Here is an 18,008-nt window from a genome sequence, read left to right on the forward strand (position 1 = left end):
TGCTGCGGGGGCTTTTCATTTCGCCCAAGGGGTCAGGCGATGCGCCGGCCCTTGACCCAGCTGCCGGTGACACGAGCGGTGCGGTCGATATCGGCCAGCCGGATCAGATCGGCGCGCAGCCCGGTCGCGATGCGCCCGCGATCGCACAGGCAGGTGGCCTCTGCCGGGGCCGCGGTCACGGTGGCAAAGGCGCGTGGCAGATCGCCCCAGAGCCGCGCCAGATGACAGGCCCCCAGAAGCAGGCTCGACGGGATGTAATCGGACGAAATGATGTCCAGAACCCCTTCGCGCGCCAGTTCTTCGGCCGCGACATTGCCGGAATGCGACCCGCCACGGATCAGGTTCGGCCCGCCCATGATATTGCGGATGCCATGGGCATGGCCGGCGGTCGCGGCCTCCATCGTGGTGGGAAACTCGGCCAGCCGGATGCCATGCGCGGCGCTGGTCGCGACCTGTTCGGCCGTGGTGTCGTCATGGCTGGCCAGTACCGCGCCCAGCCGCTTTGCGGCGGCGACCGCCCCGGCCTCATGCGCCGGGCCGACGCGGTCGCGCATGTCGCGCAGCCGGGCGGTGTGATCGGCGAATTCGGCATCGCTATAGCCATGCTTGCCCTGCATGTATTGCGCCAGTTTCGACAGGTCGCGGAACTGGCGCTGGCCGGGGGTGTGATCCATCAGGCTGACCAGCCGCACCCGGTCCTCGGCCCCGAATTCCGCGAGCTCGTCCAACAGGGTCTCGCTGCAAATCTCGGCGCGCAGGTGGATATGATGGCTGATCCGCATCCGCCCCGCCGCGACCAGCGCATTCAGTTCATCCGCCAGCGCACGGGCATAGCGCGGCTCGGCGGCCTGATCGCGGATGACGGTGCCCACGCGCAGCGCGTCAAAGACGGTGGTGATGCCAACCGCCGCCAGCTCGCCGTCATGGGCAAAAAGCGCGGCCGAATGCGGCCAGTCGACACCGGGGCGCGGGCGCAGATGGCGCTCCAGGTTGTCGGTATGCAATTCGATCAGCCCCGGCGCCAGATGCGCGCCATCGCAATCCTCGGCGCCGGGCGGCACCTCGGCGCCCTCGGTGATCCGGGCGATCAGCCCGTCTTCGACATGGACCGCGCCGCGCATCACGCGGTCGGGCAGGATCAGTTCGGCATTGGCCAGAATCATATGTGTACCGTTTCCAGCGCGGCCAGAAAGGCCGTGGTCGCTGCTTCGATGGTTGTGGAATTGTCGATATGGATGATGTCCAGCCCCGCCGGCAGCGCGCCGGTATCGCGGGCAATGCGGGCGGCGATCTGATCCGCATCCTCGCGTCCGCGCGCGGCAAGCCGCTGGGCCAGAACCTCGGGCCGGGCAAAGACATGGATGACGCGCAGCCCCGGCAGCGCCGCCACCGCCTGCGGCAGAACCCGCCGCGACAGGTTGACGAGCTTTGGCCCATCCAGAAACGCGGCCGAACGCAGGCCATAGCTCAGCCCATGCGCGTTCCAGTCCAGAAGAAACCGCCCCTCGGCACGCATGCGGGCGAATTCGGCGGGCGTCACCGCCTCGATATCCTCGCCGCCGGCATCGGGATCGCGGGTGACGACCCGGCGCACCCGGCCCAGATCGGGCCGTCGCGCCAGCGCCGCCGCGATCAGCGTATCCTTGCCCGCGCCCGAGGGGCCGACGATGGCGAAATGGCTCATGCCGCCACCGTTTCCGGGCGAAAGCCCGTCACATCGACCAGCCGGTCGCATAGCCGCGCCCGCGCCCCCTCGTCGTGAAAGATGCCCAGAATAGCGCAGCCCCGGCCCTTGGCCTCTTCGATCAATTCCATGACCGTGTCGCGATTGGCGGCATCAAGGCTTGCGGTCGGCTCATCCAGCAACAGCGCCGGATAGGGATGGACAAAGCCGCGCGCGATGTTCACGCGCTGCTGCTCGCCGCCCGAAAACGTCGTGGGCGACAACCCCCACAGGCTTTCCGCGATCCGCAACCGCGCCAAAAGCACCCCCGCGCGCTCGGTCGCCTCGGCCTCGGGCAGGCCAAGCGCCATCAGCGGCTCGGCCACGACGCGCAGGGTCGGCACGCGCGGCAGCACGCGCAGGAACTGGCTGACATAGCCCAGCGTGGCGCGGCGCAGCGCGATGATCTGGCGCGGCTCGGCGCGGGACACATCGACCCCACCCACCACGATGCGCCCGGCATCGGTGCGGTAATTGCCCCAGATCATCCGCATCAACGTGGATTTCCCCGCACCCGACGCCCCGGTCAGCGCGACACATTCCCCCGGCGCGACCGCAAGGCTCGCGCCCTCCATCACCCGCAGGACGGTGCCGCCCTGATTGTGCAGGGTGAATTCCTTGGCGACATTTTCGGCGATGATCATGGTCATACCTGCAAGACAGAGGAAACAAGAAGCTGCGTATAGGCGTGGCGCGGATCATCCAGCACCTGATCGGTCAGCCCGCTTTCGACGACATGGCCCCCCTTCATCACCATCAGGCGGTCGGCCAAAAGCCGCACCACCGCCAGATCATGTGTGACCAGCACCACCGAAAGACCGATATCGCGCACCAGCCCGCGCAACAGATCCAGAAGCCGCGCCTGAACGCTGACATCCAGCCCCCCGGTCGGCTCGTCCATGAAGGCCAGCCGGGGGCCGCTGACAAGGTTGCGCGCGATCTGCAAACGCTGCTGCATGCCGCCCGAAAACTGTCGCGGGCGGTCGTCGATGCGGGCGGGGTCGATCTCGACCCGCGCCAGCCAATCCTCTGCGGTGCTGCGGATGCGGTCGTAATGGCGCGCCCCGCCGGCCATCAACCGCTCGCCGACATTGCCGCCGGCGCTGACGCCCAGCCGCAGCCCGTCACGCGGGTTCTGATGCACAAAGGCCCAGTCGGTGCGGCCCAGATGCCGGCGCTCGGCCTCGGACATCGACAGGGTGTCGACCGGCCCCCGCTCGCGGGTGTCAAAGATCACCTCGCCCGCATCGGGGCGCAACTGTCCCGACAAACAGCCCAGCAGGGTCGACTTGCCCGAACCGCTTTCGCCCACGATCCCCAGGACCTCGCCGGGCCACAGATCGAAATCGACCCCGGTACAGCCGATCCGCGATCCATAGCGCTTTTCTATCCCCCGCACCGAAAGCAGGGGCCGGGGCGCCTCTGCGTCTTTCATGCCGTAAATATCCCCGCCGGAGGCAAGCAACCCCGCCATCATGCACCCCCTTCCGCCCGCTGGGCGCAATAATCCGTATCGGAACAGACAAACATTCGCCCGCCCGCGTCATCGGTAATGACCTCATCCAGATAGCTGGCCTCGGATCCACAGATCGCACAGGCATGTTCGGCCCGCGAGGCGACGAAAGGATGATCCTCGAAATCCAGGCTGCGCACCCTTGTATGGGGGGGCAGGGCATAGATGCGCTGTTCGCGCCCGGCACCGAACAGCTGGATCGCCGGGCAATCGTCCAGCTTTGGATTGTCGAATTTCGGGATGGGCGAAGGATCCATCACATAGCGCCCCGCCACCTCGACCGGATAGGCATAGGCGGTGGCGATTTCGCCGTGACGGGCGATATCCTCGTAAAGCCGCACCTGCATCAGCCCGTAATCGGCCAGCGCATGGATGCGCCGGGTCTCGGTCTCGCGCGGTTCCAGAAAGCGCATCGGCTCGGGGATCGGCACCTGATAGACAAGGATCTGATCGCCGGTCAGCGGCGTCTCGGGGATGCGGTGGCGGGTCTGGATGACCGTCGCCTCGGGCGTGCGGCCGGTCACCGCGACGCCTGCGGTCTTTTGAAAGAACTTGCGGATGCTGACGGCATTGGTGGTATCGTCGGCGCCCTGATCGATCACCTTGAGCACATCATCGGGCACCAGCGTCGCCGCCGTCACCTGCACGCCGCCGGTCCCCCAGCCATAGGGCATGGGCATTTCGCGGCTGGCAAAGGGCACCTGATAGCCCGGCACCGCGATCCCCTTAAGGATCGCGCGGCGGATCATCCGCTTGGTGTCCTCGTCGAGATATGCAAAGTTATAGCTCTGGTCAGTCATGGGAAACCTGCATGATGAATACCAAGATCGTGGTGATATTGCTGATCCTGGCGGTGGTGCTTTGGCGATTGGCGGTGATGTCCAATCGCGCCAGCCGTGTTTCCCGGCACGACAGCGGCTCGGGCATCGTCGCCAGTGACGCCGGCAGTTCGGGCGGTTCCGGCGATTCCGGCAGCTGCCATTCCGATTCCGGCGGCGGCGATTGCGGTGGAGGTGATGGAGGGGGCGGGGGCGGCGACTGAAACTGTCATTCGGCGGCCACCTGTTCCAGCGCGCCCGAGCGCAACCTGCGGACCAGTTCAAGCTCGGCCTGGAAATCGACGTAATGGGGCAGCTTGATATGCTCCAGAAATCCGGTCGCCTGAATATTGTCGCAATGCGACAGCACGAATTCGGCATCCTGCGCGGGTGCGCCCTGATCCTCTTCGCCCAGCTCCTCCCAGCGCAGCGCGCGGTCGACAAGCGCCATGGCAAGGGTCTTGCGCTCGGTCTGGCCAAAGGTCAGGCCATAGCCTCGGGTGAATTGCGCGGGCTCAAGCCGGCTGCCCTTGAACTGGTTCACCGTCTCGCATTCGGTCAGGTCGATCTCGCCGATCTCGATGGCAAAGCCCAGCTCGGGGATCTCCATTTCGACGGGAACAGTGCCGATGCGCAGCTCGCCCACAAAGGCGTGGTTGCGCGCATAGCCGCGCTGCGTGGAATAGGCCAGCCCCAGCAGGAAACCCTCATCGCCCCGCGCCAGCCCCTGAAGCCGCAGCGCGCGTTCGGCAGGCAGTTCCATCGGCTCGCGCGTCAGGTCCGGCGGCTCGGCGCCGTCATCGCAGGCATCTTCGATCAACCCGTCGCGGTTCAGGAAATCCAGCACATGCGGCGCGGGGGCCGGCTGATCCTTTCCGCAGAGGTCGGGCGTCGGGGGCAATTCGCCATCCGCCATCAGCCGGAAATCCAGCAGACGGTGGGTATAGTCGAAGGTCGGGCCAAGGATCTGGCCGCCCGGAATGTCCTTGAATGTGGCCGAAATGCGGCGCCTGACCCGCATGCCCCCCGTCTCGACCGGGTTTGAAACCCCAAGCCGGGGCAGCGTGGTGCGATAGGCGCGGACCAGAAAGATCGCCTCGATCAGATCGCCGCGCGCCTGTTTGATCGCAAGCGCGGCCAGATCGGGGTCGTAAAGCGAACCCTCGGCCATGACGCGGGCGACGGCCAGTCCCATCTGATCGCGGATCTGGGCGGTGTCGAGCGCCGGTTGATCCTTTGGACCGCGATGCGCGCGGTCCAGCCAGTCATGGGCGGCGTCGATCGCGCGCTCACCCCCTTTGACGGCAACATACATCAGCCCACCTCGGTCGAACGGGGCAGGGCCGCGATACGGTCGCCTGCGGTGAAAATGGTGTCCCAGCCCAGCGGGAAACGGGCATGGTTGGCGGCAAAGACATCCGCATCCGGCAGTGCAAGCCGGGCCTGATCCCGGATGCCGGGGCCGCGCAGAACCTGCGCAGGGGCATCGAAATCGTGATGATCGACGATCAGCGTGGCGGCGCGGTCGGGATATTCCGCGGTGCCGATGGCAAAGCGGTCCACGGGCTGCAACGCGGCCCAGTCGCCAAGCGCGAAGGCCGCATCCCCGGCCGCGACCAGCGGTGCGGCACAATGAAAGGCGATCCAGTCGCGCAGCGCCGCCACGTCATGGGACGGCGCCAGATAAAGCGGCGTCGTGCGGTCGCAAAGCACCAGCAGTGCCGTCGCCGCCGCCGCCGAGATCGGCGCCGGCCCCTGTGCGCCGGCAATGCCGTATGAGGTGCCGGGGCGGGCCATCGCGTTCAGGATGGCGCGGAACCCGCGCGCGCTGTCATGGGCGGGATGGGCGAAGCCGCCCGAAAGCCGGGCCAGGGGGGCGTTCATTCGTCCTCTCCTCGGACAAGGGTGAAGAAATCGACGCGGGTGGCGGCGGCCTCGGCGGCGATGGCGGCGCGGCGGCGGGCCTCGTCGGCGCGCAGCGGCGCAAGGATCGCGTCGGCGCGGGCGGGATCGGCCTGGCCCATCGCATCGACCAGCGCGGCGCGCAGCGCGTGCCCCCGGTCGCGGCCCTGAACATAGCCATGCCCGACCTCGCCGCTGCTTAGCCGCACGCTGGCCCGTGTCACCGTCATTTCCCCCAGATTGAAGGCGTTTCCGGTGCCGCCCGCGCGCCCGCGCACCATGACGGTGCCGATCTCGGGGCTGCGCAGAACCTCATGCGCGGGCAGGTCCGGCAAAAGGGCATTCAGACGGGCGGCCGGGCTGCGGGCCAATAGCCCAAGCGCCGCGCGCCGGTCGGGTGGGGATGTGGTCTCGGTCATGTATTTCACCGGTTGTCTATACAACTAGACTTGTTGTAGAACGAAACCGGCCGGGGCACAATCCGGCAAAACATGAAATTTCGGTGACACATGAGCCTTTGGCAAAGCATAGCGGATCAACTGCGCGGAGAGATTGCCGGCGGCAAATGGCCATCGGGAACGCGACTGCCGCCCGAGGCCGAGCTGGCGGCGCGCTTTGGCGTGAACCGTCACACGGTGCGGCATGCGACGCGGGTGCTGGCCGATGAGGGGTTGTTGTATTCCCGGCGTGGCGCGGGCGTCTTTGTCGCCGCGAACCCGGTCGATTACCCGCTGAGCGAACGCGTGCGCTTTCATCGCAATATCGAGCTGTCGGGAAAGGTGCCGGGGCGGACCATCGACGCGATCATGACCCGGCCGGCCGGGGATGCCGAGGCCATGGCGCTTGGGCTTTCGCCGGGCGCCATGGTGCATGTGGCCGAGGGGGTGTCGCTGGTCGATTTCAAGCCGGTGGCGTTGTTTCGGTCGACCTATCCGGCCGATTTGTTGCCCGATCTGCCGGCGGCGCTGCGGCGTGAGGATTCGGTGACGCGGGCGCTGGCGGCCTGTGGAGTCGATGATTACCGCCGGCTTTCGACGCGGATTTCGGCCCGGATCGCCGATGCGGTCCAGGCCGGCAAGTTGCAGATCGAGCCGGGCGACGCGCTGTTGCGGACCGAGGGGCTGAGCCGTTGGCAGGGGCGGATGATCGAACGCGCCCTGACATGGTGGGCGGCCGAGCGGGTGACGCTGACCCTGCCGCATCTGGATGAGGCCGATCCGGTGACGTGACGGGTGGGACGCCGGGGGCCGCCATTTCGGCGGCCCTGGCGGCGTCCGCCATGGATCAGCCACGGATCAGCCGTGCGCGGATCCGCCCCGAGACCCAATCCATCAGCATGACCATCATCACGATCAGCACGATATACCATGCGACATGTTCCCAGTCCTTTTGGGTCTGCATGGCCTGCATCAGCAAAAGCCCGATGCCGCCGCCGGTGATGGCGCCGATCACCGTCGCGCTGCGGGTGTTGGATTCGAAATAGTAAAGCAGCTGCGACATGATCACCGGCGCGACCTGCGGGATCACCGCCCAGCGGATGCGCGCAAGCGCCCCCGCGCCGGTAGAGCGCAGCCCCTCGACCGGCTTTTCGTCAATGTTTTCGAGCGCCTCAGAGAAAAGCTTGCCAAAGGTTCCGGTCTCGGTCAGCAGGATGGCAAGGCTGCCGGTCAACGGCCCCGGCCCGAACGCGCGCGACAGCATGATCGTCCAGATCAGCGCGTCCACCCCGCGCAGAAAGTCGAAAAAGCGCCGGAACACCTGGCGCACGACGCGCAGGGGCGTGAAATTCGTCGCCGCCATAAAGGCCAGCGGGATCGAAATCAGCCCCGCGCCGAAGGTCCCCAGAAACGCCATCAGCACGGTTTCGAACATCGCCCAGGCGGTGTCGCCATGGTGCCAGATGCTGTTGGTCCAGAAATCATGCGCCATGGCCGAGATATTGGGCCGCGCCGGATCCAGCCGCTCGCCGCTGAAGGCAAGCCCGATCAGCTGTGGCAGGGATTTGCCGTGGAAGGGGCTGGAGAGGTCGAAAAAGAACAGCTCCCACCCGAATTGGCGGCGAAAGACCTCGGACCGGGCGCGGGTCACGGTCAGGCGCGCGCCCTCGGGCAGATCGGCGCTGAACCGGCTGTCCGAGATGCTGAAGCCGGGCGGCGGCACGGGGATGTCGGTCTTGATCCCGTCGGGGGTGGGGCGGATGTCGTAACGCGCCTTGGGCGTGGTCAGGATCACCAGCCCGTCGGGCAGGAAGCTGACGGCATGGCCGCGCGGCAGGGCGATCCGCGTCGTGCCGGCATCCTCGGCGATCCAGTCCGGGCGGTTTTCGCGGGTGAATGTGGCGTTGCGCATACCCTCGACCGCGCTGGTCACGGCGCTGTTGCGATTGTCGCGGGTGACGTGGATCTTGTAGGACCAGAAGTCCTGCAAAAGCAGCGCGCCATTGTCGAGCCTTGCCCGCCCGGCCAGCCCCGCCACGTCGAAGGCAAAGGCCACATAGCTAAGATAAACCAGGATCAGCGCGGGAATACCAAGCGAAAACAGTTTTCTGCGCGCAATAGTTCTATTGGTTTCAAGGGTGATGTCGGCCAGTGCCATCAGATCCGTCCTCCGGCTTCGCCCTGTTCCTGTCCGCGCACCAGCCGCTGGCGCGCGACGGATGTCAGCTGGTCGAAAAGGACGATGGTGGCGAAAAGCAGGATAAAGATCGCGGCGGCGGCGTCATAGCGGCCCTGACCCCAGCTGATGGCATTGCGCAGCTCATAGCCGATGCCGCCCGCGCCGACAAAGCCAAGGATGGCGCTGGCGCGGATGTTGATTTCAAAGCGCAGCATCGCATAGCTGGCCCAGTTCGGCGCCACCTGCGGCAGGATGCCGAACCAGACCCGCTGTAGCCAGCCGGCGCCGACCGATTCCAGCCCCTCGACGGGTTTCAGGCTGGCGTTCTCGGCCACTTCGGAAAACAGCTTTCCCAACGCGCCGGTGGTGTGAAAGGCGATGGCGATGACCGCCGGCACCGGCCCGCCGCCCAGCACAAAGATCAGCACCAGCGCGATCACCAGTTCCGGGATCGCCCGGCAGATGTCCAGAAGCCGGCGAAAGACCGGCACCATGCGCGGCCATGGGGCAAGCCCGGGCGTTGCCAGCAACGCCATGATGCCGCCGCCAAGCGCGCCGATCAGGGTCGATGCAGCGGCGATGTTCAACGTCTCGACCAGCGCGGGAAGGGCGCGCCACATATGGCCGGGCAGGTTTGCCGCCTTGGCCCAGGCCTCGGCGATCAGCTGGGCGGGATAGTCCGCGATGGCGGGCAGTCCCTGCCAGAAGCCGCCGGCATTGCGCGCGTCGGCCATGCCAAAGCCCGCCACCATCAGCGCGATGAAAATGGCCCAAAGAACAGTGCCATAGCTGCGGCGGCGTGCAAGCTGGGCCTGATAGGCGGCGGAAATCCGGTCGGCGGATGCGGTCATTCTGGCCTCGGCATGAAAAAAGGCGCGGGCGATCAGGCCCGCGCCGCCTGGTGTTCTGGCGATCAGCTGCCCTTGGCTTCCTCGAGCTTGCGGGCCTCGATGATGCTGAGGTAATTTTCATGCGCCACCGGCATGAAGCCGGCGGTTTCCCCGCCTGCGACGCCATAGGTGCATTCCTTGTCGGTGTTGATCATGTCCTGCATCATCTTGGTGAACTTGGCCTTGACCTCGGCGGGCAGGGCCTTGCGCACGACCAGCGGTCCCTCGGCGATCGGCTTCGAGCGCCAGATTTCCACCATGTCGTTCATGTCAACGATGCCGGCATCGACGGCCTTGCGCAGCGCGCCGGAATTATAGCCGTCTTCCCAGTTGCCAAGCCCATCGGCCCAGGTCACGCCGGCATCGATATCGCCGTTCTGCACCGCGACGATGGTCTGTTCATGGCCGCCGGTGAACTTGATCTCGCCAAAGAACTGGCCCGGTTCCATCGAATAGCCGGCGGCCGGCATTTCCACCGCCGGGATCAGATAGCCCGAGGTCGAATTCGGATCGCCAAAGCCCAGCACTTTGCCCTTGAGGTCGTCGAGCGATTTGACATTGCGATCCTTGCGCGCGAAGCCGACCGAATAATAGGTCGAAGAGCCGTCCAGATTGGTCTTGACCAGCACCGGCTCGACCGCCTCGGGATCGGTCAGATAGGCCTTGGCATAGCCCGAGGCGCCCAGGATCGCCGCATCCAGCGTGCCGCCCAGAAGGCCCTGAATGACGCCGTCATAATCGGCGGGGGTGAAAAGGCGGACGGGAACGCCCAGCAATTCCTCGGTCTGCTTGCGCAGGCATTCATTGTTGGTCATGCGTTCCTGGGCGTTTTCGCCGCCCAGAACGCCGATGCGGAATTCCGTGATGTCCTGCGCGGCGGCCAGTTGCGGCAGGGCCAGCGCCGTCGAAAGCGCCAGCAGGGTCAGGGTCTTGGTCATGGTTGGTCTCCGGGGTTGGATCAGTCGGCCATCAGCCGTTCGGCATAGGCGCGGTCTGGGGTGATCGGGGGGCTGGGTTCCAGCGCGGTCGAGGTCATCGCCTCGCTGAAATCCGCGCCGGCGCCATAGATATCGCGGGCCGCGCCCGTCGTCAGCTGCGCGGGCGAGCCGTCGAACACGATGCGGCCCTTGCGCATGCCGATGACGCGGTCGCAATAGCGGCGCGCGGTGTCCAGCGTGTGCAGGTTGGCGATGACGGTGCGGCCGTCCTCGTCATGGATGCGGCGCAGGGTGTCCATCACGATCTGGGCGTTCATCGGATCGAGGCTGGCGATGGGTTCGTCGGCCAGAATGATCCGCGGATCCTGCATCAGCGCGCGGGCGATGGCCACGCGCTGTTGCTGGCCGCCCGACAGCGCCTCGGCGCGCTTGCAGGCCTGTTCGGCGATGCCGAGCCGGTCGAGGATGCCGATGGCGCGGTCGATATCGGCGCGCGCCCAGATGTTCATCAGGGTCGGCAGCACGCCGCGCTTATTCAAGAGCCCGTGCAGGACATTGCTGACCACGTCGAGGCGCGGCACCAGGTTGAATTGCTGGAATATCATCGCGCAATCGGCCTGCCAGGCGCGGCGCGCGCGACCGTTGAGCGCCAGCACGTCGCGCCCCCCGATCATCAGGCGGCCCGCGCTTGCGTCGGTCAGGCGGTTGATCATCCGCAACAGGGTCGATTTCCCGGCGCCCGAACTGCCGATGATGCCCACCACCATGGGCCGGTCGATCACGAAGCTGGCGGCGTCGACCGCGCGGGCGGTGCCGAAAATCCGTGTGATCTGATCCGCTTCGATGCGCATGTTCGCCCCTGTCTGGTTCGGGCGCAGAAATGGCGGCGGATCGTGACGGTCGGGCGACAGTTTCCATGACAGTTTGTGAAGTTTCGGTCGCGCCCCAAGCCCGGTTGCATTCCGGGAGCGGGACTTTTATCAGCGATGTCACCGGTCGCAGCCTACCCGGTTAACAAAACAAGGACTGATACATTGCGAACTCTTGTCATCTGCTCGGGCGGGCTGGATTCCGTTTCGCTTGCCCATATCATCGCCGCGCGCGGCGAACTTGCCGGCCTTGTGTCCTTTGACTATGGCCAGCGCCACCGCAAGGAACTGGATTTTGCGGCGGCCTGTGCACACAGGCTGGGCGTGCCGCATCGGGTCATCGACATGCGTGGCATCGGCGCGGCGCTCAGCGGTTCCGCCCTGACCGACGATATCGACGTGCCTGACGGCCATTACGCCGAGGACACGATGAAGATCACCGTCGTGCCCAATCGCAACGCCATCATGCTGAGCATTGCTTACGGGATCGCGGCGGCGACCGGGGCCGGGACGGTCGCGACCGCCGTTCATGGCGGCGATCACTTCATCTATCCCGATTGCCGCCCCGCATTCACCGAGGCCTTTGACCGCATGCAGCGCGCCGCGCTGGACGGCTATGCCGAGGTGGCGCTGTTGACCCCGTTCGTGCATCGAAGCAAGGCCGATATCGTGACCGAGGGGGCGCGGGTCGCCACGCCATTCGCCGAAACATGGTCCTGTTACAAGGGTGGCGCGCGTCACTGCGGACGCTGCGGCACCTGCGTCGAGCGGCGCGAGGCGTTCCACCTGGCCGGCATTCCCGATCCGACCGATTACGAGGATGCGGATTTCTGGATCGGCGCGGTCGAAAAGGCGCGTGCCTGATGTACCGGATCAGCAAGGAATTCCATTTCTCGGCCTCGCATCAATTGGGGCATCTGCCGGCGGATCACCAATGCGCGCGGCTGCATGGGCACAACTATATCGTCGTGGTCGAGCTGGCGGCCCCGGCGCTGAACGGCGATGGCTTTGTGCGCGACTATCACGAGCTTGCGGCGCTCAAGACCTATATCGACACGGCATTCGACCACCGGCATCTGAACGATGTGCTGGAAATGCCCTCGACCGCCGAAAACATGGCCCGGCATTTCTTTGACTGGTGCCGCGCCCGCTGGCCCGAAGTGTCGGCGGTCAAGGTGTCGGAAACGCCCAAGACCTGGGCGGAGTACCGGCCATGACCGGGCTGCGCATTGCCGAGATATTCGGCCCGACCATTCAGGGCGAGGGCGCGCTGATCGGTGAACCCACCGTATTCATCCGCGCCGGCGGCTGCGATTACCGCTGTTCGTGGTGCGACAGCCCGCATGCGGTGGACAGCGTCCATCGCGGCGACTGGGCGGTGATGACGCCCGATCAGATCTGGGCGCGGGTGCGCGAGCTGACGGGGGGGCGGCCGCTGACGGTTTCGATTTCGGGCGGCAATCCGGCGATTCAGGATTTCGGACAGGTGATCGCGCGCGGCTGGACCGAAGGCTATCGCTTTGCCTGCGAAACCCAGGGGTCGGTGGCGCGGAAATGGTTCGCTGATCTGGATATGCTGGTCCTTAGCCCCAAGCCGCCCTCCAGCGGCGAGACGGTGGACTGGACCGCCTTTGACGCCTGTCTGGCGGCGGCGGGCACCGGGCCGCAGATGGTGATGAAAATCGTGATCTTTGACGATCTGGATTACGACTGGGCCAAGGCCGCGGCGGCGCGCTATCCGGCGCTGCCGCTTTATCTGCAACCGGGAAATCCCGAAACCGATCCCGATACGCCGGTCGATTTGCAGGCCTGTATCGACCGGCTGCACTGGCTGGTCGAAAAGGTCACCGGCGACGGCTGGTTCGCGCCCCGCGTGCTGCCACAGCTGCATGTGCTGATCTGGGGCAACAAGCGCGGGGTCTGAAAGGAACATCATGACCGAGAATATCTATGGCGGGCTGAAACAGCTGGGCGGGGCCACCCGCCTGCCCGAAAGCCCCGAGGCGGCCGAGCTGGAGCGGGTTCGAAACCCGCAGGCCGACACCGCCTATAACGTGCGCTTTACCGCGCCGGAATTCACCTCGCTTTGCCCGATGACGGGCCAGCCCGATTTCGCGCATCTGGTCATCGACTATGTGCCGGGCGACTGGCTGGTCGAAAGCAAGTCGCTGAAGCTGTATCTGGGATCGTTCCGCAATCACGGCGCCTTTCACGAGGATTGCACCGTCAGCATCGGCCGGCGGCTGGCGGATTTTCTGGCGCCCCAATGGCTGCGCATCGGCGGCTATTGGTATCCGCGCGGCGGCATCCCGATCGACGTCTTCTGGCAGACCGGGCCGATGCCCGACGCCGTCTGGATCCCCGATCAGGGGGTTCCGCCCTATCGCGGGCGGGGCTAGGCGATGTCGTCGCGGGCGTGATCGTGGCCGCATAGCGCGTGATCGCCCAGGACCTGGATCACCCGGCAATCGGCGGCGCTGCCGCTGGGGTGGGCCAGCATGCGCTTGAATTCGTCGCGCAGCAGGGTCAGGCGGGCGATGTGGGCCTCGACCGCCGCCAGCTGACGGCGGGCGATGTCGTCGGCCACGGCGCAGGCCCCTTGCGGATCGTCGCTCAGGCCCAGCAATTCGCGGATCGCCTCAAGCGGGAAGCCAAGGTCGCGGGCATGGCGGATAAAGCCCAGCCGGTCCTGCGCGGCGCGGTCGTAATGGCGCTGATTGCCGGCGCTGCGGATGGGGGCGGGCATCAGGCCGATCTGTTCGTAATAGCGGATGGTCGGGACCTTGACCCCGGTGGCGCGGCTGAGTTTTCCGATGGTCAGCATGAAAAACCTCTTGAACCTCTAGTTGCTAGAGCACTTAGGTTCCGATTCGCTGGGGCACAAGGCCCGGCGATGGACGGCGAAGGGGAAGGCCATGCAGGCACGTCACGAATGGAAGATCACCGGCATGGATTGCGCATCCTGTTCGGTCAAGGTGACGCGCGCGGTCGAGCGCCTGCCCGGTGTCAGCGAGGTGCGCGTGGCCTTGATGACCGAACGGCTGAGCCTGCAACTGGATGGCCGCGGCACCACCCCCGATCAGATTGAGGGCACGGTGCGCCAGCTGGGCTATGGCATCACTGCGCGGGAGGCGGCGGCGCCCGCGACGGCGGATGCCGCGCATGATCATGACGGGCATAACTGCGATGGGCATGATCGTGATGCGCATGATCACGACGCCCATGGCGATGACGGCCATGATCACGGCGGCCACAGCCACAGCCATGACGATCCCGCCGATCGCGGCAAAAGCTGGTATCAGACGGGCAAGGGGCGGCTGGTGCTGTTGACCGGTGCGATGCTGGCGCTGGCCTGGGTGGTCGAGATTCTGACCGCAAGTCGCATCGGCTATTACGCTTTTGTCGCCGCCTGTCTGATCGGGGTCATGCCGGTGGCCCGGCGCGCCTGGGCCGCGCTGCGCATGGGCCAGCCCTTTACCATCGAAAGCCTGATGACCATTGCCGCTATTGGCGCGCTGATGATCGGCGCGGCGCAAGAGGCGGCGCTGGTGGTCTTTCTGTTTGCCGTGGGCGAGGTGCTTGAGGGGGTCGCGGCGGGTCGTGCGCGCGACGGCATCCGCGCGCTCGCCAATCTGGTGCCCAAGACCGCCCTGCTTGAAGAAGGTGGCGCAACCCGTGAAATTCCGGCGGAAAATCTGCGCATTGCTCAGACGGTTCTGGTGCGGCCCGGCGACCGCATTCCCGCCGATGGCGAGGTCGTCGAAGGCGTCTCGGGTGTCGATGAAAGCCCGGTGACCGGCGAAAGCATGCCGCAGACGCGCGGGCCGGGCGACACGGTCTTCGCCGGCGCCATCAATACCGAGGCGGCGCTGCGCGTAAGCGTGACACGGGAACCCTCTGACAACACCATCGCCCGCATTATCCGACTGGTCGAAGAGGCCGAAGAGGCCCGCGCGCCGACCGAGCGTTTTATCGACCGATTCAGCCGCTGGTATATGCCGGCCATCGTCGCGCTGGCGGCGCTGGTCATCGTGGTGCCGCCGCTGGCCTTTGGCGGCGATTGGGGGACGTGGATTTATCGCGGGCTGGCGCTGTTGCTGATCGGCTGTCCCTGCGCGCTGGTGATTTCGGTGCCGGCCTCGATTGCCTCGGCGCTGTCGGCGGGGGCGCGGCGTGGCCTGTTGATGAAGGGCGGCGCGGTGATCGAGGCGGCGGCGGGCCTGCGCCATGTCGCGTTCGACAAGACCGGCACGCTGACCCTTGGCAAGCCCGTCGTCACCGATCTGTTGACCGCCGATGGCGTCAGCGAGGCGCAGCTGATCGCGCTGGCCGCCGGGGTCGAACAGGGGTCGAGCCACCCGCTGGCGCTGGCGATCCTGAACCGGGCGCGGGATGCGGGGATCGCGCCGCCTTTGGCGCAGGGGGCGCGGGCGCTGGCCGGGCGCGGGGTCGAGGCGATGGTGGGCGAAAGCCTTGCCTGGGTCGCCTCGCCCCGGCATGCGGCCGGGAATGGCGGCATGGCGCCGGGGCATCAGGCCCGCGCCGAGGCGCTGGAGGCCGAGGGCAAGACCGTCGTGGTCGTCTGGCGCGAGGGGGCGCCGCACGGGCTGATCGCGATGCGCGACGAGCCGCGCGCCGATACGGCCGAAGCCATGCGGCAGCTGCGCGCGATGGATCTGGTGCCGGTGATGCTGACCGGGGACAATGCCCGCACCGCCGCCGCCATTGCCGGGGGGCTGGGGATGGAGTTCCGGGCCGAGATGCTGCCCGAGGACAAGCTGGTCGCGATCCGCGACCTGTCGGCGCAGGGCGGGGTGATGATGATCGGCGACGGCATCAATGACGCGCCGGCGCTGAAACAGGCGGGCGTGGGCGTGGCGATGGGGTCGGGGACCGATGTGGCGCTTGAAACCGCCGATGCGGCGATCCTGCGCGACCGGGTTGCCGATGTGCCCGGCCTGATCCGGCTGGCGCGTGCGACCATGGGCAATATCCGCCAGAACGTCGCCATCGCGCTGGGGCTCAAGGGGGTGTTTCTGGTGACCTCGGTTCTGGGGATCACCGGGCTTTGGATCGCGATTCTGGCCGATACCGGGGCGACGGTGCTGGTGACGCTAAACGCGCTGCGGCTTTTGCGGTTCGATCCCGACCGGGTGTGATCACAAAAGCCAGGCGAGCAGCAGCACCCAGACCGAGAGCACGACCCCCATCACCGCCGCATAGGGCCCGTTCCAGATCAGCCCGGCCTCGCGCGGGGGGACCTTGCCCAGGGATCCTGCCAGCAGCACCGAGGCGGTAAAGGGCGAGGTCACGCCGCTAAGCGCCCAGCCGCCGGTGATCGCGGCGATCAGCACGGTGGGGCTGATGCCCATCGCCTGCGGCGTCGGCAAAAGCGGGATCAGCAATGATACCGACAGGATCGGGTTCATCCCCAGCTGTCCGGTCAGGGGGATGATCCAGATCAGCGCGATCAGGATCGCCAAAGGCGGCACCGCCGAGAAATCCACCCCCAGCCGCGCCATCAGCGGCACCAGCAGGAACGCGCCGAGGCTGCCGATAAAGGCGGCCATGAACAAGAGCAGGATCTCGCCCCGATAGCCGGGCAATTCGCGCAGCACAAAGCCCGCGATGCGGTCGCCGGTATGGCGCAGCGCGCCGGCCCCGCTGGGCAGGCGTTGCAGAAAGACCCAGGCGATGGCGGTCAGCGGCACCAGCGTCATCACCGCGCCCACCACCTCGACCCCGGTCAGCGCATGAAGGATCGCGACCCCGGTCCCGACCACCGCCAAAAGCAGCAAAAGCGGGCGCAGATGCACGAGCCAGCTGCCGGTTTCCGGCGCGCGGGGCGGCGGCGGATTGGCAAGGCGCGGCTTGAAGATCGTGTCGAGCGCCCAGCCTCCCAGCAACAAAAGCGCCGCGCTGCCCAGACAGGGCAGCACGACATGGTTCCAGTTCGCCCCCGCCACCAGCTTGGTGCTGAGCGCCATGGAAAAGCCAAGGGGCGACCAGCAGAGCGTGGCCGCGAAACCGCGCTGAATCGCGACCAGCATGCGGCGGGTGCGGTGGCGGCGGATTTCCGGATCGGGTTCGCGCGCGGCGCTTTCCGTGGCCAGCGATCCCAGAAGCGCGATCGAGCCATAAAGCAGGATCAGCCCGAAAAGATGTCCCCCCACCGTCAGCGCCAGATACCGCAGGCCCGGCGGCTGTCGGGCGAGGAAACGCCCGGTTTCGAGGATTTCTTGCGAGGTGATGGCGGCGCTGCGAATGGCCGAAAGCGCGGTGAACAGCGCCACGATCAGACAGCCGCTGCGGATCGCCGCCGCCAGACCCGCCAGCCAGTCGTCATGGCTGAGCATGGCCCAGACGGTCAGACCCAGTCCGATGGCGACAAATGCCAGCCGCGACGGGCGTGCGCCGATGCTGAACACCGCCATCGCCGCCAGCGCAAAGATCCCCGCCAGCACCGAGGCCAGCGGATCGCCGCCATATTCGCCCCAGATCACGCAGAGCATGACCGCCGCCGGCAACAGGCCGGCCAGATGCGTCAGTCGCGGCCGCGCACTCACCGGTCGCCCCCCGTGCGCGGCCATGACGGGCATCGGGGCGGACGGAATCGGGCGAGGGGGGCGTGGGGCGGCATCTGGCGGCTCTTTGGGGGTTTCGCGCGGCGCGGCGGCCTGCCCGGGCAAGGATTGCCGCAAGCGCCGGTCATGTCAAACCGGTCCCGCCCGCAATCGCC

21 protein-coding genes are annotated in these 18,008 nt (G+C 66.8%); 7 read left to right on the forward strand and 14 right to left on the reverse strand.

Annotated elements, in window-relative coordinates; translation table 11 throughout:
- Window positions 1-32: 32 nt before the first annotated feature.
- The 5 genes from ACFOMH_RS04400 to ACFOMH_RS04420 are packed head-to-tail and all read right to left on the reverse strand — an operon-like array spanning window position 33 to window position 4,036.
- Window positions 33-1,163 carry an alpha-D-ribose 1-methylphosphonate 5-triphosphate diphosphatase gene (locus tag ACFOMH_RS04400; RefSeq protein WP_374425489.1) on the reverse strand — a complete coding sequence of 377 codons (1,131 nt, stop codon included), beginning with the start codon at window positions 1,161-1,163 and terminating at the stop codon, window positions 33-35.
- Window positions 1,160-1,684 (reverse strand): phosphonate metabolism protein/1,5-bisphosphokinase (PRPP-forming) PhnN, encoded by a 525-nt coding sequence (locus ACFOMH_RS04405; RefSeq protein ID WP_377742863.1) that lies wholly within the window; start codon window positions 1,682-1,684, stop codon window positions 1,160-1,162. Before ACFOMH_RS04405 ends, ACFOMH_RS04400 begins: the two co-directional genes overlap by 4 nt.
- A complete protein-coding gene (gene phnL / locus ACFOMH_RS04410; RefSeq protein WP_377742925.1) occupies window positions 1,681-2,367 on the reverse strand; it encodes a phosphonate C-P lyase system protein PhnL in 687 nt (228 codons plus the stop codon). Before phnL ends, ACFOMH_RS04405 begins: the two co-directional genes overlap by 4 nt.
- Before the next feature lie 2 nt (window positions 2,368-2,369).
- Complete coding sequence (gene phnK, locus ACFOMH_RS04415) at window positions 2,370-3,158, reverse strand: phosphonate C-P lyase system protein PhnK (RefSeq protein ID WP_377742864.1); 789 nt, start codon at window positions 3,156-3,158, stop codon at window positions 2,370-2,372.
- Window positions 3,159-3,196: 38 nt separating this feature from the next.
- A complete protein-coding gene (locus ACFOMH_RS04420) occupies window positions 3,197-4,036 on the reverse strand; it encodes an alpha-D-ribose 1-methylphosphonate 5-phosphate C-P-lyase PhnJ (protein WP_377742865.1) in 840 nt (279 codons plus the stop codon).
- Window positions 4,037-4,047: 11 nt separating this feature from the next.
- Here ACFOMH_RS04420 and ACFOMH_RS04425 point away from each other — a divergent pair, with 11 nt between their 5' ends.
- Entirely contained in the window at window positions 4,048-4,278 is a 231-nt protein-coding gene (locus tag ACFOMH_RS04425) for a hypothetical protein (RefSeq protein ID WP_377742867.1), read from the forward strand.
- 5 nt (window positions 4,279-4,283) lie between these two features.
- Here ACFOMH_RS04425 and ACFOMH_RS04430 read toward each other — a convergent pair whose 3' ends face one another.
- Genes ACFOMH_RS04430 through phnG form a run of 3 tightly spaced genes read right to left on the reverse strand, consistent with a single transcriptional unit; the run spans window position 4,284 to window position 6,375 of the window.
- Window positions 4,284-5,369: a carbon-phosphorus lyase complex subunit PhnI gene (locus ACFOMH_RS04430; protein WP_377742869.1), complete on the reverse strand. Its 1,086-nt coding sequence runs from the start codon at window positions 5,367-5,369 to the stop codon at window positions 4,284-4,286.
- Entirely contained in the window at window positions 5,369-5,938 is a 570-nt protein-coding gene (phnH, locus tag ACFOMH_RS04435) for a phosphonate C-P lyase system protein PhnH (protein ID WP_377742871.1), read from the reverse strand. Before phnH ends, ACFOMH_RS04430 begins: the two co-directional genes overlap by 1 nt.
- Window positions 5,935-6,375, reverse strand: coding sequence for a phosphonate C-P lyase system protein PhnG (gene phnG / locus ACFOMH_RS04440; protein ID WP_377742873.1), 441 nt, complete (start codon window positions 6,373-6,375; stop codon window positions 5,935-5,937). The genes phnH and phnG overlap by 4 nt, the downstream gene beginning before the upstream one ends.
- A gap of 90 nt (window positions 6,376-6,465) precedes the next feature.
- Here phnG and phnF point away from each other — a divergent pair, with 90 nt between their 5' ends.
- The gene (gene phnF / locus ACFOMH_RS04445; RefSeq protein WP_377742875.1) at window positions 6,466-7,185 is read left to right on the forward strand and encodes a phosphonate metabolism transcriptional regulator PhnF; all 720 of its coding nucleotides are present in this window, start codon (window positions 6,466-6,468) and stop codon (window positions 7,183-7,185) included.
- A 55-nt stretch (window positions 7,186-7,240) separates the two neighbouring features.
- Here the strand turns inward: phnF and phnE (ACFOMH_RS04450) are convergent, their stop codons facing one another.
- The 4 genes from phnE (ACFOMH_RS04450) to phnC form a co-directional block, all read right to left on the reverse strand.
- On the reverse strand, window positions 7,241-8,551 hold the full coding sequence (gene phnE, locus ACFOMH_RS04450) for a phosphonate ABC transporter, permease protein PhnE (protein ID WP_377742877.1): 1,311 nt from the start codon (window positions 8,549-8,551) through the stop codon (window positions 7,241-7,243).
- Window positions 8,551-9,423 carry a phosphonate ABC transporter, permease protein PhnE gene (phnE, locus tag ACFOMH_RS04455; protein WP_377742878.1) on the reverse strand — a complete coding sequence of 291 codons (873 nt, stop codon included), beginning with the start codon at window positions 9,421-9,423 and terminating at the stop codon, window positions 8,551-8,553. The genes phnE (ACFOMH_RS04450) and phnE (ACFOMH_RS04455) overlap by 1 nt, the downstream gene beginning before the upstream one ends.
- Window positions 9,424-9,485: 62 nt before the next feature.
- The gene (gene phnD / locus ACFOMH_RS04460) at window positions 9,486-10,400 is read right to left on the reverse strand and encodes a phosphonate ABC transporter substrate-binding protein (protein ID WP_374425500.1); all 915 of its coding nucleotides are present in this window, start codon (window positions 10,398-10,400) and stop codon (window positions 9,486-9,488) included.
- 20 nt (window positions 10,401-10,420) lie between these two features.
- A complete protein-coding gene (phnC, locus tag ACFOMH_RS04465; RefSeq protein WP_374425501.1) occupies window positions 10,421-11,251 on the reverse strand; it encodes a phosphonate ABC transporter ATP-binding protein in 831 nt (276 codons plus the stop codon).
- A gap of 183 nt (window positions 11,252-11,434) precedes the next feature.
- On the opposite strand from phnC, the gene queC reads away from it, so the two are divergent.
- Genes queC through queF form a run of 4 tightly spaced genes read left to right on the forward strand, consistent with a single transcriptional unit; the run spans window position 11,435 to window position 13,668 of the window.
- The gene (queC, locus tag ACFOMH_RS04470; RefSeq protein WP_377742880.1) at window positions 11,435-12,133 is read left to right on the forward strand and encodes a 7-cyano-7-deazaguanine synthase QueC; all 699 of its coding nucleotides are present in this window, start codon (window positions 11,435-11,437) and stop codon (window positions 12,131-12,133) included.
- Entirely contained in the window at window positions 12,133-12,486 is a 354-nt protein-coding gene (gene queD / locus ACFOMH_RS04475) for a 6-carboxytetrahydropterin synthase QueD (protein WP_377742883.1), read from the forward strand. Before queC ends, queD begins: the two co-directional genes overlap by 1 nt.
- Entirely contained in the window at window positions 12,483-13,193 is a 711-nt protein-coding gene (queE, locus tag ACFOMH_RS04480) for a 7-carboxy-7-deazaguanine synthase QueE (protein WP_377742885.1), read from the forward strand. The genes queD and queE overlap by 4 nt, the downstream gene beginning before the upstream one ends.
- Before the next feature lie 10 nt (window positions 13,194-13,203).
- The gene (queF, locus tag ACFOMH_RS04485) at window positions 13,204-13,668 is read left to right on the forward strand and encodes a preQ(1) synthase (RefSeq protein WP_377742887.1); all 465 of its coding nucleotides are present in this window, start codon (window positions 13,204-13,206) and stop codon (window positions 13,666-13,668) included.
- On the opposite strand, the gene ACFOMH_RS04490 is transcribed toward queF, so the two are convergent.
- Window positions 13,665-14,093: a MerR family transcriptional regulator gene (locus ACFOMH_RS04490; protein WP_377742889.1), complete on the reverse strand. Its 429-nt coding sequence runs from the start codon at window positions 14,091-14,093 to the stop codon at window positions 13,665-13,667. The two genes, queF and ACFOMH_RS04490, sit on opposite strands and share 4 nt — an antisense overlap.
- Window positions 14,094-14,184: 91 nt before the next feature.
- On the opposite strand from ACFOMH_RS04490, the gene ACFOMH_RS04495 reads away from it, so the two are divergent.
- Window positions 14,185-16,428: a heavy metal translocating P-type ATPase gene (locus tag ACFOMH_RS04495; protein WP_377742891.1), complete on the forward strand. Its 2,244-nt coding sequence runs from the start codon at window positions 14,185-14,187 to the stop codon at window positions 16,426-16,428.
- On the opposite strand, the gene ACFOMH_RS04500 is transcribed toward ACFOMH_RS04495, so the two are convergent.
- On the reverse strand, window positions 16,429-17,835 hold the full coding sequence (locus ACFOMH_RS04500; protein WP_377742892.1) for a hypothetical protein: 1,407 nt from the start codon (window positions 17,833-17,835) through the stop codon (window positions 16,429-16,431). It abuts the gene before it with no gap.
- Between the last annotated feature and the right edge of the window lie 173 nt (window positions 17,836-18,008).

This window comes from Paracoccus mangrovi (genome assembly GCF_042648425.1).
GTDB lineage: Bacteria > Pseudomonadota > Alphaproteobacteria > Rhodobacterales > Rhodobacteraceae > Paracoccus > Paracoccus mangrovi.

What these genes read in the sequence shown, in the direction of transcription:
- ACFOMH_RS04400 (WP_374425489.1), bottom strand. Translation starts at nt 1,163, where the DNA reads ATGATTCTGGCCAATGCCGAACTGATCCTGCCCGACCGCGTGATGCGC.
- ACFOMH_RS04405 (WP_377742863.1), bottom strand. Translation starts at nt 1,684, where the DNA reads ATGAGCCATTTCGCCATCGTCGGCCCCTCGGGCGCGGGCAAGGATACG.
- phnL (WP_377742925.1), bottom strand. Translation starts at nt 2,367, where the DNA reads ATGATCATCGCCGAAAATGTCGCCAAGGAATTCACCCTGCACAATCAG.
- phnK (WP_377742864.1), bottom strand. Translation starts at nt 3,158, where the DNA reads ATGAAAGACGCAGAGGCGCCCCGGCCCCTGCTTTCGGTGCGGGGGATA.
- ACFOMH_RS04420 (WP_377742865.1), bottom strand. Translation starts at nt 4,036, where the DNA reads ATGACTGACCAGAGCTATAACTTTGCATATCTCGACGAGGACACCAAG.
- ACFOMH_RS04425 (WP_377742867.1), top strand. Translation starts at nt 4,048, where the DNA reads ATGATGAATACCAAGATCGTGGTGATATTGCTGATCCTGGCGGTGGTG.
- ACFOMH_RS04430 (WP_377742869.1), bottom strand. Translation starts at nt 5,369, where the DNA reads ATGTATGTTGCCGTCAAAGGGGGTGAGCGCGCGATCGACGCCGCCCAT.
- phnH (WP_377742871.1), bottom strand. Translation starts at nt 5,938, where the DNA reads ATGAACGCCCCCCTGGCCCGGCTTTCGGGCGGCTTCGCCCATCCCGCC.
- phnG (WP_377742873.1), bottom strand. Translation starts at nt 6,375, where the DNA reads ATGACCGAGACCACATCCCCACCCGACCGGCGCGCGGCGCTTGGGCTA.
- phnF (WP_377742875.1), top strand. Translation starts at nt 6,466, where the DNA reads ATGAGCCTTTGGCAAAGCATAGCGGATCAACTGCGCGGAGAGATTGCC.
- phnE (WP_377742877.1), bottom strand. Translation starts at nt 8,551, where the DNA reads ATGGCACTGGCCGACATCACCCTTGAAACCAATAGAACTATTGCGCGC.
- phnE (WP_377742878.1), bottom strand. Translation starts at nt 9,423, where the DNA reads ATGACCGCATCCGCCGACCGGATTTCCGCCGCCTATCAGGCCCAGCTT.
- phnD (WP_374425500.1), bottom strand. Translation starts at nt 10,400, where the DNA reads ATGACCAAGACCCTGACCCTGCTGGCGCTTTCGACGGCGCTGGCCCTG.
- phnC (WP_374425501.1), bottom strand. Translation starts at nt 11,251, where the DNA reads ATGCGCATCGAAGCGGATCAGATCACACGGATTTTCGGCACCGCCCGC.
- queD (WP_377742883.1), top strand. Translation starts at nt 12,133, where the DNA reads ATGTACCGGATCAGCAAGGAATTCCATTTCTCGGCCTCGCATCAATTG.
- queE (WP_377742885.1), top strand. Translation starts at nt 12,483, where the DNA reads ATGACCGGGCTGCGCATTGCCGAGATATTCGGCCCGACCATTCAGGGC.
- queF (WP_377742887.1), top strand. Translation starts at nt 13,204, where the DNA reads ATGACCGAGAATATCTATGGCGGGCTGAAACAGCTGGGCGGGGCCACC.
- ACFOMH_RS04490 (WP_377742889.1), bottom strand. Translation starts at nt 14,093, where the DNA reads ATGCTGACCATCGGAAAACTCAGCCGCGCCACCGGGGTCAAGGTCCCG.
- ACFOMH_RS04495 (WP_377742891.1), top strand. Translation starts at nt 14,185, where the DNA reads ATGCAGGCACGTCACGAATGGAAGATCACCGGCATGGATTGCGCATCC.